The sequence below is a fragment of the Stieleria neptunia genome (assembly GCF_007754155.1).
Classification (GTDB): domain Bacteria; phylum Planctomycetota; class Planctomycetia; order Pirellulales; family Pirellulaceae; genus Stieleria; species Stieleria neptunia.
In genome coordinates this window covers 7,509,598-7,524,626 of sequence record NZ_CP037423.1, presented here as the reverse complement: position 1 = coordinate 7,524,626, position 15,029 = coordinate 7,509,598, and the positions used below count along the sequence as shown (strand labels likewise).

General features: G+C 56.5%; 10 protein-coding genes. All 10 read left to right on the top strand.

The genetic code is table 11. The annotated features are described in order from the left end of the window. Positions 1-675: 675 nt before the first annotated feature. The 10 genes from Enr13x_RS26170 (at position 676) to Enr13x_RS26125 (ending at position 14,973) form a co-directional block, all read left to right on the top strand. Complete coding sequence (locus Enr13x_RS26170) at positions 676-1,113, top strand: hypothetical protein (RefSeq protein WP_145388785.1); 438 nt, start codon at positions 676-678, stop codon at positions 1,111-1,113. Positions 1,114-1,721: 608 nt separating this feature from the next. After that, positions 1,722-2,117: a site-specific integrase gene (locus Enr13x_RS26165; protein ID WP_145388784.1), complete on the top strand. Its 396-nt coding sequence runs from the start codon at positions 1,722-1,724 to the stop codon at positions 2,115-2,117. A gap of 510 nt (positions 2,118-2,627) precedes the next feature. Beyond that, on the top strand, positions 2,628-3,584 hold the full coding sequence (locus tag Enr13x_RS26160; protein WP_145388783.1) for a tyrosine-type recombinase/integrase: 957 nt from the start codon (positions 2,628-2,630) through the stop codon (positions 3,582-3,584). 25 nt (positions 3,585-3,609) lie between these two features. Further along, positions 3,610-4,776 (top strand): RHS repeat domain-containing protein, encoded by a 1,167-nt coding sequence (locus tag Enr13x_RS26155; RefSeq protein WP_145389850.1) that lies wholly within the window; start codon positions 3,610-3,612, stop codon positions 4,774-4,776. 1,791 nt (positions 4,777-6,567) lie between these two features. Next, the gene (locus Enr13x_RS26150) at positions 6,568-8,634 is read left to right on the top strand and encodes a hypothetical protein (RefSeq protein ID WP_145389848.1); all 2,067 of its coding nucleotides are present in this window, start codon (positions 6,568-6,570) and stop codon (positions 8,632-8,634) included. Between the two features lie 282 nt (positions 8,635-8,916). After that, complete coding sequence (locus tag Enr13x_RS26145; RefSeq protein WP_145389846.1) at positions 8,917-9,897, top strand: tyrosine-type recombinase/integrase; 981 nt, start codon at positions 8,917-8,919, stop codon at positions 9,895-9,897. Positions 9,898-9,922: 25 nt separating this feature from the next. Further along, a complete protein-coding gene (locus tag Enr13x_RS39915; protein WP_145389844.1) occupies positions 9,923-11,152 on the top strand; it encodes an RHS repeat domain-containing protein in 1,230 nt (409 codons plus the stop codon). A 2-nt stretch (positions 11,153-11,154) separates the two neighbouring features. After that, entirely contained in the window at positions 11,155-11,814 is a 660-nt protein-coding gene (locus tag Enr13x_RS26135) for a hypothetical protein (RefSeq protein WP_145389842.1), read from the top strand. A 1,306-nt stretch (positions 11,815-13,120) separates the two neighbouring features. Then, complete coding sequence (locus tag Enr13x_RS26130) at positions 13,121-13,516, top strand: site-specific integrase (RefSeq protein WP_145389840.1); 396 nt, start codon at positions 13,121-13,123, stop codon at positions 13,514-13,516. A 509-nt stretch (positions 13,517-14,025) separates the two neighbouring features. Further along, complete coding sequence (locus tag Enr13x_RS26125; protein WP_145389839.1) at positions 14,026-14,973, top strand: tyrosine-type recombinase/integrase; 948 nt, start codon at positions 14,026-14,028, stop codon at positions 14,971-14,973. The last annotated feature ends 56 nt before the right edge of the window (positions 14,974-15,029 follow it).

The following is a 15,029-nucleotide window of genomic DNA, read 5'->3' as shown; positions in this document are numbered from 1 at the left end:
TTCCGCCGCAATGCGAGGCCGCTTGGTCTTGCCACAAGACCGACCGCGCACCTTCTCGCGGTAAGAAGGCCGAAGGCACGGCGGGTAGGATGCCCGTCGACTGAAACCCGTCGGTGACAGGATGTCAGTCGGAGAACGATGGCAGGAAGCGGGAAGGCAGAGAGGGAGACAAGGAGTGGGGGAGACAAGGAGTGGTAGAGTGATGATGGTCGTGGAGTGAGGTAGCGGGCCATCGTTCGGCGACCGGAGTGAGGGAGGGATCGACCGAGCGGAGCCGACGGTTGACGGAGGTGGTGACAGCGACCGAAGGATGAGGGTAGCGCCGAGCGCGAGCGAGCAGCACCGACGCCGAGGGCGGAGCCCGATAAGAACAGTGCGAGGCAGGATGCCGAACTCCTTATCAAGAAGGGCGAAAGTGACCGCGTCCGAGCCCAAGCGAGGTAAGCCGGGAACGAGACGCTCGGTAAACCGTCATCCGACAGCTTGTCTTTTCGGCCAAAGCCCTCTGCGAATCTCCGACAGGCTCCTCGGCACTGATCCGCCAAGCCACTCGGCCGCTCTCGAACCGAGTCTCATCATCACGGCGAGACAATGGAGACCTGATGCGGTGTAAACTGATGCATCGTCTCCTATGGAACATTCAGACATTCAGTTCACGCGTGACCAAATTCAGCAATGAAACCGGCGAGATACTTCTCTGATTCAATAACCATCGGGGCGAACGAGTACTTGGTTGAAGTTCGCGAGGGCGTCGGTGAAAAGAAATATCTTTGCATTCAGAGGAACCCGTCAATGAACTCTAAAGTGGAGTCGATCGTCGTTTACGAGTCGTCTCTTCCAAAATTCCTCGATACGATCGTTCGGGCAGCTGGCGCAATCTACCATGACGTGCGTGCGCTCAACGACGCAGTCGAACAATCGAGTTACGAAGATCGAGTAAATCAGATACGCGAGCGTTACCCGAATGCCTATACAGCTTGGACCAAGGAGGAAGATCTTCACCTCAGCGAAAAACATCGTGATGGTAAGACGATCGACGAACTGGCGGTGATCTTTCAGCGTCAGCCAAACGCTATTCGATCGCGACTGAAGAAACTCGCGTCCAATGAGTAAATTCGCCTATTGGATCGCGCAAGAGACCGCGTCCGAGCCTAAGCGAGGTAAGCCGGGAACGAGCCATTCGGTAAACCGTCAACCGACAGCTTGTCTGTTCGGCCAAAGCCCTCTGCGAATCTCCGACAGGCTCCCCGGCATTCATGGGCACACCACTCCCCGGGCGTCCGGGACTTCACGTCAAAAGCCGACCGCCCACTCTTCCCAATGTTTTTTGGCTCTCGCCGAGCCGGACTGACGCCGTCACCCGTGACCCTCCGGCGATCAGGCCGAGAGAAGGCGAGAGTCAAAAAACACTCACGTGCGATCGTTAACACCAAGTGCGTTGACTTTAACGATTGATGACGAAGCGGTTTTCTACTTTCGCCGCGGTTGGCGAGTTGCTCTGTTGACAACCAGGCGGAGCTGTCGCGTCATCGAGGTGGCCCACGCTCTCGGGCTCATTGAACTTGATCACCATCGCCACCGATCAAGGCCGCCGCCATCAGTGACAACCGAGAGACACGCAGCGCAGCCGGCCGGATCGCCAAGCCCACGCGACCCCGCCGGCATGGATCTTCCCCAAGGCGTCCGCGCGATCGCAACGCACCAACACAAGGTCACCCCCGATGGCTTCGACATTACCAGCCCTGGTCCAAAGCTACGTCGAATACCTGCAACGATCGGGGCACAAACGACGCATCGTCAACATCACCAGGCAGCAACTGGACTACTTCGTCACCTGGTGTCAAACGCAATCGATCACAGCCAACGACCAAATCAGCGACACAACCGCCGCTGACTATGTTGGTCACCTGCAAAACGAAGTTGACTTAATCAATGGTGCAGCGATTGGGATCCGCATCGTTCGTGAACGCGTCACAAAGCTTCGTCGCTTGTTTGAATGGCTTGCGCGAGAGACCAATTTCTCCAGTGACATCGCAGCGACGGTTCCCCCGATCGATAAACGCGGCAAGGCGAATCTGCCAAGCAACAGCCGCTATGACCAAAAGCTTCCGGCCTAGGACGCCAACCTTCCGGGGCCTGCAGTCAACCTGCCGGGTAGCATCCGGTAGGGTTCCGGTGCCGTCCGGCCCGCTTTCGATTGACGCAAGTCGTTCCCAGTCAAGCAGCTAACAACGATCCAACCCAACCGAACTCCAAAACGTGGCAAGCCACCCCCATTCAAACGCTCAAGAAACGACAACTACAACCAAAACCTCGACCCCCTTGTTCCAGACCTCAACCCCCTGAGCAAGCAAGCTCAACCCCGGCTCTGACGCTGCTCTTCTGCAGCTTCACCCCACCTCACGCAATCAGTAAGTCGTTGTGCGTTGGAGGCTTAACCGCTCTGGCATCGAAACCGGTGCCAAAACCTCGCAAGGCCCCCTCATTAAAAGCCTTGCCATAGCTGCATCACCACGGCCGTGATGCCGCCTTCTTCGGCCGTGGTGACGTTCACCCGGTCGCCTTCACCCTGATCGAGCACGCCCGGCTACCGGTGCGCGCCGATTGCAACCCCAGGATGCAAATCCATGTCAAACCTTCCTACTCCCACCGTCCTGCTGTCTCGTTACTTCAACCACCTCAAGATGAACAACTGGTCGGCCACGACCATCTCGCGCCGCGACTACGTCTTGAACAAGTTCATCACCTGGTCAAGCGAACGCGGCATCGAGTCCGTCACCGAGATCACGCCCGAGTCACTCGCAGCCTATCGTCGTTGGCTTTATCACTACCGCAACGAACGCACCGGCAAGTCGCTCAGGTTCTGTACTCAAGCAAGTTACTTGTCAACGGTCGCACACTGGCTCGCATGGCTGACCGAACAGGGTTGGATCAACAGCGATCCATCAACCGGCATCGAACTGCCCAAAGAAGAACAGCGTCTCCCATCATCGCACCTGACGATCGACGAAATCGAAACGCTACTCAGTTCAGTCGATCTCACCACGCCAACCGGTCTTCGCGACCGCGCGATATTGGAACTCTTTTATGCCACCGGCATGCGACGCGCCGAGTTGATCGCACTGAAGCTCGACGACATCAACCACGAGTCCGGTCTTGCGATGATCCGCCAAGGCAAGGGACGCAAGGATCGCGTGGTACCGACCGGCAAACGAGCACTCGGATGGCTGATGAAATACCTTCACGATGGTCGCCCCGCACTGCTCGACGACGATACGCAAGTGATCTTCCTAACGTCCCGCGGCAACGCGTTTCATCCGGTCACACTCAGCCAACTCGTCAGGAGCTACTTGAGCGCGGCGGGTATCACCAAGCCCGGCAGTTGTCACATGCTCCGCCACACCACAGCGACGTTGATGCTCGAAGGCGGCTCGGACCTGCGCTCGATCCAAACGTTACTCGGTCACGAGCAGCTCAACACCACCCAAATCTACACGCACGTGTCGATCAAACGCCTGCGCGAAGTCCACGACAAAACGCATCCGGGAGCCAAGGACCGCCCACCGCAAAGCGACACCGAATAGCCTGTCCATCAGTTACAATGGCGGGATGCTCTGCAAGCCAACATCCCGTCGTCGAACCCTTCAACGCCGTCTCGCGCGCCGCCGCGCGGGAGGCGTCAAGTCGTGCGCCGATTCAAAACAAATCCGTAGCTGCAAAACGCTTCGTCAACCAACCTGCTCGCCCGACAAATCACGCACTGAAAGCGACAAGTCATCAATCAAGTTGGCGTTTCGCTATCACGGCACCCAACAGTACAGCATCACCGCGCTGACCGATTCGAGCGGGACGATCAAGGAACGCTACGCCTACGACGCGTATGGCAACCTGTCGATCTTTGATGGCAGCGGAACTGCACGTACGACGACGGCCGAAGGCAACCGCTACGCGTACACCGGACGCGAGTGGGATGAAGAGCTGGAACTCTACCACTTCCGGGCTCGAATGTATGATCCGGTGTGTGGACGGTTTTGCGCGAAGGATCTTCTTGGATATGTTGATGGCCAAAATGCTTACGCGAATTATTTCGCAATCTTACGCGTCGACCCTACAGGCCTTTTGTCGCAAGATTTGGTTGGAATTGACGGGCAAGGAAACTTCATTTGGAAACGAACTCCCGAAAACACGTGCTACATCCGGACTGCAACTGGTGAAGTGGATGTTAGGTGTCCGATCACGCCTCCTTCCCATCCGAACAGGATTGACTACTTGGACGGGCTTCGTGGGATCTACAACGGGATTTCGAAGTTGCAAGCCGCATGCAAGAACTGTCAGTGCGATTGTACCGAAGCCGAATGCAACACGGACTCTATTTTGCTTGTAAAGGCATGGCTGTCGGCTTGGCAAGCAAACTTCAGCAGTGTACCGGACAGAAATCCTATCAGAGTTGGTGGTTGGTACTGCTACGACTGGGCACAGATATTCGAATCCGCCTTTGATCGAGTTGGTTCAAAGTGTTTCACAAAGGAGTTGCGTGCAAGTTCACAGGGCAAGCCGCCGAAAGTCTACATTCATGTTTGGCTCACTGTCACAGTAGGATCGACTAGTGCTTCCAATTGCCAAGTATCGCTTGATAACGGATTTGGGCTGATCGAAATGACATATTCGGGCGGGCAGCCAATTGCGCATCCATTTGACCCCGACAAAGAACTTTACTGGAGTACTTGCGATGAGGACCGAGTCTTACCGTTCCCTGTATGGTCAAGCACTTACTAAAGTCTTCGCGTGCCTAATCATTTACATCCTGGCGGCACCGCCGAATGCACCTGCAGAGACTCAGGCAGTCGCCAAATCGCAAAAACTCGTGGTATGTGTGTCTGCAAAATTTGGCGATGGGATTCGCACGGAAACGCTATTGATATCGCAACGAGGTAACGAAACTCGGTGGTCGGCAATTCTTGGCGATGGGCGATTACGTCAGGAGTTAAGCGGAGCAATACAGTTTGGAGAGGGTGAATTCAGGCATTACTTGGAGAGTCTGAGGACCGACCTAGAAGCGCGCAGCGATTTGGGAGGAAGGTTGCATAGTGACGACATCGTCTTCGTTTTTTCGGCAATCGACGGAGACAATATGGCGTGGACGCTGCCTCTCAGGCTCTCCAACTTGGGGGATGGCCTCGAGTCAAGTAAGAAGATTCACGGATTGCTGCACTCGATTCATCAGGCAAAGAGCAATGGAATTGGATTCATGAATCACTTTCTATTGTCAGACTCTCCTACAGGGGCGCAAGCGACTGGTTATGCACCCGAACGTCGTGAGAGAAAGGGGAAGACGCTGAGATCAAAGAACTAGGCCGAGCACTTTGGACGAAGAAAAAGAGTCCAAAAAAATTGGTCAGGATAGATTGGCAGGATATATAATTTGATGGTCACTGTCTCTGAGCTCACGGCGGACGATTGACGTGAACGCAGGACCGAGCCAACGTCCGCCGCAATTAATGGCCGCATTGCCCTACCGATCGACCGACTGCGCACCAGGACGCGCAAAGAACGCCGAAGGCACGGCGGGTAGGATGCCCGTCGACTGAAACCCGTCGGTGACACGATGTCAGTCGGAGAACGATGGCAGGAAGCGGGAGCACAGTTTCAGGTTTCAAATTCCATGCTCCAAGTTGAAAGAGATGAACTTTGAAGTTGAACGAGGTGAGCGGGCCATCGTTCGCCGACCGGAGCGAGGGAGGGATCGACCGAGCGGAGCCGACGGTTGACGGAGGTGCTGACAGCGACCGAAGGATGAGGGCAGCGCCGAGCGCGAGCGAGCAGCACCGACGCCGAGGGCGGAGCCCGATAAGAACAGTGCGAGGCAGGAGGCCGAGCTCCATATCAAGAGGGGCGAGAGTGACCGCGTCGGAGCCTCGGCGAGGTAAGCCGGGAACGAGACGTTCGGTAAACCGTCAACCGACAGCTTGTCTGTTCGGCCAAAGCCCTCTGCGAATCTCCGACAGGCTCCCCCGGCAACCACGGCTATGGATCCAAACCGTTGGTGTCCAGCCTTCAGGCGCCTCTCCACGACGCCTTCGGCGCTCGCACGACCGGACAAGGATCGGCTAAAGCCTAGACACCAACGGCACCGAACCGACCGCCCACTCTTCCCAACGTTTTTTGGCTTTCGCCGAGCCGGACTGACGCCGTCACCCGTGACCCTCCGGCGATCAGGCCGAGAGAAGGCGAGAGACAAAAAACACTCACGTGCGATCGTTAACGCCAAGTGCGTTGACTTTAACGATTGATGGCGAAGCGGTTTTCTACTTTCGCGGCGGTTGGCTGATTCCGTCGCTTGACAGTGAGCGGAAGCTGTCGCGTCATGGAGGGCCGGCCGATCCGTGAGGCGTTGATCCACGTTTCGCCCCTGCACCTTCAAGGCTCTCGACCGCCAACGACAGCCGACAAGTGCGCAGCTTCCGCGGACCCGCTCGGCAACCGCCGACACCTCTCCCCGCCGATCTTCACAAACCACCAAGCAACGACCACGCCACCGGTCTGCTCGCAACCAACGGAGACCAAGCAATGAACGACGACTTCTTAAACGCCATCTTCGTTAACCCGATCAAGGCCATCGCCAAGTTCTACGCGACATGCTTGAACGAAAGCGAGCGAGCCATGGCGTACGTCAACGACGAACTTCATCTCACCACTGAACAGGCAGCCGAGCAACAAATCGGATTTGCCGATCGAACACTTGGCAAGCATATCCCTCAGCGCCGCATCAAACGCGGCCGCGAAGTCCGCGACGCACTCGTCGACGCCGGCCTCTACAAAGCCAACGGACGCGAAACGATGCGCGGGCGCGTCACCGTTCCGATCATTGACAACGAAGGCAACATCATTGGCATTCGTGGTTACAAGATCGATGCGCACGCAAGTGGCGAAGACGTGATCACAGTCGGGCAACCCGAACCCGCCAAAATCCCCGCGGCGCAAGTTCCGGTTGCCACGACGGAAGAACCAACCACGAAACAAACGAAGGACACGAAAACGGACGACAGTGACGAACTGATCATCGAAGACAATCAAATCATCTTCATCCGCGATGACCGACGCTATCGAATCCGCGGTCTTGAAAAGAACAAGTCGACGCTGACACTCAAGGTCAACTTGATGGCTTCGCGCGACGAACTCGTTCACATGGACACGCTTGATCTTGTGAAGGCGCGCTCTCGAATGTCGTTCATCAAAGCCGCCTCGACGGAACTCTACACCGATGCCGAAACAATCAAAAAAGACATCGGCACGTTGCTGCTCAAACTCGAAGCGTTGCAGTCCGATCGCATCGCGGCGCTGAAGCAACCGGCGCGCGTCGAAGTGCAGCTCAGCGACCAAGAGCAACGCGAAGCGTTGTCTCTGCTTCGCTCGCCCAGCTTGCTCCAGCGGATCGTTGCCGACATGGACGCTTGCGGGATCGTCGGCGAATCCACCAACAAGCTGGCGGGATACCTGGCCGCAACCAGTCGCAAGCTTGCCAAGCCGCTCGCTATTGTGATTCAATCATCATCCAGTGCCGGCAAGACATCACTGATGGACGCCGTCCTCTCGATGATGCCATCCGAGGATGTCAACCGCTTCAGTGGCATGACCGGTCAGTCGCTATTTTATCTCGACAGCGATTCAATCCGTCACAAGATCCTGGCGATCGCCGAAGACGAAGGCATCCGAAAAGCCAGCTACGCACTGAAGCTGCTTCAAAGCGAAGGCGAACTGCGTCACGCCACCGTCGGCCGCGGGGAAGACGGACGCAGCCAAACCCAAGAACACCACGTCGAAGGCCCCACGCAAATCTTCCTCACCACAACCGCCCTCGACATCGACGAAGAACTGATCAATCGATGCCTCATCTTGACCGTTGATGAATCCGATTCACAGACTGATGCAATCCAATCGAAACAACGTGAATCGTTCACGCATGACTTCACCGAACATGGTTATCTTGCCGGTCAGTTGAAACGCCTTCACCAAAACGCGCAGCGGTTGTTGCAGCCCGTCGAAGTGTTCAACCCGTTTGCGACGCAGCTGACGTTCCCCAATCACAAAACACGCATGCGACGCGATCACATCAAGTATCTGACGCTGATCAACACCATCGCGTTCCTGCACCAGCATCAGCGGACGATTCATTCGGCACAACAAGGCGACATCTCGACCGAGTTCATCAACGTCGAGCCCGGTGATATCGCGATCGCCAACGGCATCGCGGGTGAAGTCCTCGGACGCAGTCTGGATGAACTCGCGCCGCAGACGCGAAACCTGCTCGGCAGACTGCATGACTTCGTCGACTCGAACTCACGATCGATCGGGCTTCCGCGGGACGCATTCCGGTTCACCCGCCGCGATGTCAGGGAAGCGATCCACTGGAGCGATTCGCAAATCCAAAAGCATCTCGGTCGGCTTGTCGATCTGGAATACGTGCTCGTTCACCGTGGTCGCAACGGCCAACGCTACGTCTACGAACTGCTTTACGGTGGGGAGGGACGCGAAGGCCAACCGTTCCTGATGGGTCTGATCGATCCGGCGAAACTCAAGACACCTGCAACTACAACCAAAACCTCGACCCCCTTGGTCGAAACCTCAACCCCCTGAGCAAGCAAGCTCAACCCCGGCTCTGTCGCCGCTCTGCGGTCGCTTCACCCCACCTCGCACACCCAATAAGTCGTTGCGCCGCAACGACCTAACCGCTCTAGCATCAAACCCGGTGCCAAAACCTTGCAAGGCCCCCTCATTGAAAGCCTTGCCATAGCTGCATCGCCGTGATCGGTGATGCGGTCTTCTTCGGCCGTGGTGACGTTCACCCGGCCGCCTTCACCCTGATCGAGCACGCCCGGCTACCGCTGCGCGCCGATCACACCCCCAGGATGCAAATCCATGTCAATCGTTCCCGCTCCCACAGTCTTACTGTCTCGCTACTTCAGCCACCTCAAGATGAACAACTGGTCGGCAACGACCATCTCGCGCCGCGACTACGTCTTGAACAAGTTCATCACGAGGTCAAGTGAGCGAGGTATCGAGTCCGTCACCGAGATCACCGCCGAGTCACTTGCCGCCTATCGCCGTTGGCTCTATCACTACCGCAACGAACGCACCGGCAAGCCTCTCAAGTTCTGCACCCAGGCCAGCTACCTCTCAACGGTTGGTCACTGGCTCACATGGCTGACCGAACAAGGTTGGATCGACAGCGATCCGTCAACCGGTATCGAACTCCCCAAGGAAGAACGGCGTCTTCCATCTTCGCACCTGACGATCGATGAAATTGAAACGCTACTCAGTTCCGTCGATCTCACAACGGCAACCGGTCTTCGGGACCGCGCGATATTGGAACTCTTTTATGCCACCGGGATGCGACGCGCCGAGTTGATCGCGTTGAAGCTCGACGACATCAACCACGAGTCCGGGCTTGCGATGATCCGTCAAGGCAAAGGCCGCAAGGATCGAGTCGTGCCGACCGGCAAGCGAGCCCTTGGATGGCTGATGAAATACCTTCACGATGGTCGCCCCGCACTGCTCGACGAAGACACCGACGTGATCTTCCTGACGTCCCGCGGCAACGCCTTCCATCCTGTCACACTCAGCCAACTCGTCAGAAGCTACTTGACTGCAGCGGGCATCACCAAGCCTGGCAGTTGTCACATGCTCCGCCACACCACAGCGACGTTGATGCTCGAAGGCGGCGCGGACCTGCGCTCGATCCAAACGCTACTCGGTCACGAGCAGCTCAACACGACGCAGATCTACACGCACGTGTCGATCAAACGCCTCCGTGAAGTCCACGACAAAACGCATCCGGGCGCCAAGGACCGCCCACCGCAATCTGATCCCAACAAGCCCGAAGACAAACCCACCGAGTAGCCGATCGATCCACTACAATATCGGGATGCTCTGCCATCGATCATTCCGCCGCCAAACCCTTCAACGCCGTCTCGCGCGCCGCCGCGCGGGAGGCGTTAAGTCGTGCGCAAACTCAAAACAAATCCGTAGCTGCAAAACGCTTCGTCAACCAACCTGCTTGCCCGACAAATCACTGACTGAAAACGATGCGCCAACTATCAAGTTGGCGGTTCGCTATCACGGCACCCAACAGTACAGTGTCAACGCGCTGACGGATTCGAGCGGAACGATCAAGGAACGCTACGCGTATGATGCGTACGGCAATTTGTCGATCTTCGATGGAAGCGGAACCGCGCGTACATCAACGGCGGAAGGCAACCGATACACGTACACCGGTCGTGAGTACGATGACGGCCTCGACTTGTATCACTACCGCGCCCGCATGTACGACTCGATCGCCGGCCGGTTCTGCTCCAGAGACCCGATCGGATACTGGGATGGGCCAGCGATCTACAGGGGCGTTAGGGCACTAACCGGACTGGACCCAGTCGGGCTGGCGGAAGTTATCGGGGTCAGACCGGATGGACGTCCAATCTATCGGCGAGAGCAGGGCGACCCACCAGGCGTGCGAGGACTTGACTGCTACTACGTTTCGGCACGTGGTCCGTCTTGGATACGCTGTCCAAACCTTCCGCCGAACGACCTTGAGGGCCCCGACTATCTGGTTGGGCTACAGAACATCCGGTCTGGGCTAGCAATGCTGGAATCAATATGTGACCAATGCTGTTCTGGAAACTGTTCGAATACGCAATGCAAGAATGATGCGCAAAGAATCGTTCAGTCCTTTATGCTCGGGTGGCAAAACAACTATTTCCAGTGTCCGGAAGACGATACGGATTGGCCTCACACGCATCCGGATTGCGTGGCCGGTCAGTACTGCTTCACTTGGGCGGAAATCTTTATGGATGCATTCAACAAAGCAATTGGCGAATCCAGTTGTTTCACTGGTGCAATGAGGCATTCAGTATTAGAGGCTGATATCGCCGAGCCCAAACGTCGGAACGGGAGGCGATTTTGGCACGTCCATTGGTATCTTACTATCGAGGTTGCTGGTGGTGGTAATGATTGCTCGATGTCGATTGACGACGGATTCGCTGTTCCCAACACGTGCATTCACAAGAACGTCCCGCATCAGCCCGGGTACATTCCGTTTAGGCCTGGTCAAGGTCCAGGGCGAGGCTATGACGATCATCCCTTTAACCCACTAAACTGGTAGATATGTTTGTTTCGCGAACTCTCCAGGTCGTTGCAGTAGTCGCAATGATCGGAAACTGCGGTGCGGCTTCTGAAACCGACGACATACAAGTATCCATGATTGAAGTAGTTCAATCTGGATTGGAATCGCGTTGCACCACCTTTGCAATTAATTTCTCGCCCTCGAATAGTGTGAGATGGATCTATAACTCTGACACATCCGCACAGGAGTCATTGACCAACACGCTGTCTTTTCCATTTGCAACGGCAAAGGTCTACTACTCCACTTTGCTACACAGCGTAAGACAGACAAGGTTCGCCGAAGGAAAGCTGCTACTCGTGCCAGGGGCAAATTCGGAAATCGACTATACGGGCATTCACAAAGTCACTTCCGTGACGATCGCAGTCTTCCGTATCGGTAACAAAATAGAGGATATCATTCCGATTGAACGTAGCCGCCTAATTGAAGCCTTTGGACCGAATGAGAAAATCAAACCTATTCTGCATGATGTCGCGCGGAGACACCGACAAAAATTCACTGGGCTCGCTTGGTTTCTTTCCTCCCGGCATTTTGAATCAAGTTTACCGCTAGGGTTTGACCCTGATGACAACGAATCTACGAAAGCAGACGATTCAGGCCCCTCGAAATCAAAGGGGGCGGAAAGTAACAGTTTAGTTGAATGATCTGGGGACGGTGGTGTCGGACCACCGCTCGAACTGCGGATCGCCGAAGAATTGGATTCAGCTCTCCCCGCTGTCCGTCATTGGACTTACCGACTGGTTGGCCCATCTGCGCAGCATTGAATAGAAAAGTATAAGAGAAAAAGGGTCAGGAACCGTACCAAACTGGAAGCATAGGCAACCTAGCAATTACGGCCTTTGTGCTCGCGGCGGACGATTGAATTGATCACAGGACCGAGTTGACTTCCGCCGCAATGGATGGCCGCTTGGTTTTGTCACACGACCGACCGCGCACCCTGACGCGCAGAGAACGCCGAAGGCACGGCGGGTAGGATGCCCGTCGACTGAAACCCGTCGGTGACAGGATGTCAGTCGGAGAACGATGGCAGGGAAGCGGGGGAGCGGTTCCATGTTTCAAGTTCCAGGTTCCAAGTTGAAAGAGAAGAGTTGGAAGTTGGGAAGACCGAGCGGGCCATCGTTCGGCGACCGGAGTGAGGGAGGGATCGACCGAGCGGAGCCGACGGTTGACGGAGGTGCTGACAGCGACCGAAGGATGAGGGTAGCGCCGAGCGCGAGCGGCACCGACGCCGAGGGCGGAGCCCGATCAGAACAGTGCGAGGCAGGATGCCGAGCTCCTTATCAAGAAGGGCGAGAGTGACCGCGTCCGAGCCCAAGCGAGGTAAGCCGGGAACGAGACGCTCGGTAAACCCTCATCCGACAGCTTGTCTGTTCGGCCAAAGCCCTCTGCGAATCTCCGACAGGCTCCCCGGCATTCATGGCTATGGATCCAAACCGTTGGTGTCCAGCCTTCAGGCGCCTCTCCACGACGCCTTCGGCGCTCGCACGACCGGACAAAGATCGGCTAAAGCCTAGACACCAACGCCACCGAACCGCCCTCCCACTCTTCCCTACGTTTTTTGGCTTTCGCCGAGCCGGACTGACGCCGTCACCCGTGACCCTCCGGCGATCAGGCCGAGAGAAGGCGAGAGACAAAAAACACTCACGCGTTGGTTAACAGAGCGTGCGTAAACTTTAACGATTGATGACGAAGCGGTTTTCTACTTTCCCGGCGGTTGGCGAATTGCTCTGTTGACAACCAGGCGGAGCTGTCGCGTCATCGAGGTGGTCCACGCTCTCGGGCTCATTGAACTTGATCACCATCGCCACCGATCAAGGCCGCCGCCATCAGTGACAACCGAGAGACACGCAGCGCAGCCGGCCGGATCGCCAACCCCGCGCGACCCCGCCGGCATGGATCGTCTCCAAAGCGTCCGTGCGATCGCAATGCACCAACACAAGGTCACCCCCGATGGCTTCGACATTACCAGCTCTGGTCCAAGGCTACGTCGAATACCTGCAACGATCGGGGCACAAACGACGCATCGTCAACATCACCAAGCAGCAACTGGACTACTTCGTCACCTGGTGTCAAACGCAATCGATCACAGCCAGCGACCAAATCAGCGACACAACCGCCGCAGACTATGTTGGTCACCTGCAAAACGAAGTTGACTTAATCAATGGTGCAGCGATTGGGATCCGCATCGTTCGTGAACGCGTCACAAAACTTCGTCGTTTGTTTGAATGGCTTGCGCGAGACACCAATTTGTCCAGTGACATCGCAGCAACGGTTCCCACGATCGATAAGCGCGGCAAGGCAAATCTGCCAAGCAACAGCTGCTATGACCAAAAGCTTCCGGCCTAGGACGCCAACCTTCCGGGGCCTGCAGTCAACCTGCCGGGTAGCATCCGGTAGGGTTCCGGTGCCGTCCGGCCGGCTTTCGATTGACGCAAGTCGTTCCCAGTCAAGCAGCTAACAACGATCCAACCCAACCGAACTCCAAAACGTCGCAAGCCATCCCAATTCAAACGCTCAAGAAACGACAACTACAACCAAAACCTCGACCCCCTTGCTCCAGACCTCAACCCCCTGAGCAAGCAAGCTCAACCCCGGCTCTGACCCTGCTCTTCTGCAGCTTCACCCCACCTCACACAATCAGTAAGTCGTTGTACGTTGGCGGCTTAACCGCTCTGGCATCAAAACCGATGCCAAAACCTCGCAAGGCCCCCTCATTGAAAGCCTTGCCATAGCTGCATCGCCGTGATCGGTGATGCCGTCTTCTTCGGCCGAGCGACGTTCACTCGGCCGCTTTCCCCTGATCGAGCACGCCCGGCTACCGGTACGCGCCGATCACAACCCCAGGATGCAAATCCATGTCAAACCTTCCCACTCCCACCGTCCTGCTGACTCGTTACTTCAATCACCTCAAGATGAACAATTGGTCGGCCACGACCATCTCGCGCCGCGACTACGTCTTGAACAAGTTCATCACCTGGTCAAGCGAACGCGGCATCGAGTCCGTCACCGAAATCACAACGGAGCTACTTACCGCGTATCGTCGTTGGCTCTATCACTACCGCAACGAACGCACCGGCAAGCCGCTCAAGTTCTGCACCCAGGCCAGCTATCTCTCAACGGTTGGTCGCTGGCTCGAATGGTTGAGCGAACAAGGTTGGATCGACAGCGATCCATCAACCGGCATCGAACTCCCCAAGGAAGAACAGCGTCTCCCATCATCGCACCTGACGATCGACGAAATCGAAACGCTACTCAGCTCAGTCGATCTCACCACGCCAACCGGTCTTCGCGACCGCGCGTTGTTGGAACTCTTTTATGCCACCGGAATGCGCCGGGCCGAGTTGATCGCGCTGAAGCTCGACGACATCAACCACGAGTCCGGTCTTGCGATGATCCGTCAAGGCAAAGGCCGCAAGGATCGAGTCGTGCCGACCGGTAAGCGATCCCATGGATGGCTGATGAAATATCTTCGCGATGGTCGACCTGCTTTACTTGACGAAGACACCGACGTGATCTTCCTGACGTCCCGCGGCAACGCGTTCCATCCGGTCACGCTCAGCCAACTCGTCAGAAACTACTTGACTGCGGCGGGCATCACGAAACCCGGCAGTTGCCACATGCTCCGCCACACCACAGCGACGTTGATGCTCGAAGGCGGCGCGGACCTGCGCTCGATCCAAACGTTACTCGGTCACGAGCAGCTCAACACCACCCAAATCTACACGCACGTGTCGATCAAACGCCTGCGAGAAGTCCACGACAAAACCCACCCGGGAAGCCAACGACCGACCGCCGCAATCTGATCCCAACAAGCCCGACGACAAACCCACCGAGTAGTCGATCGATCCACTACAATGAC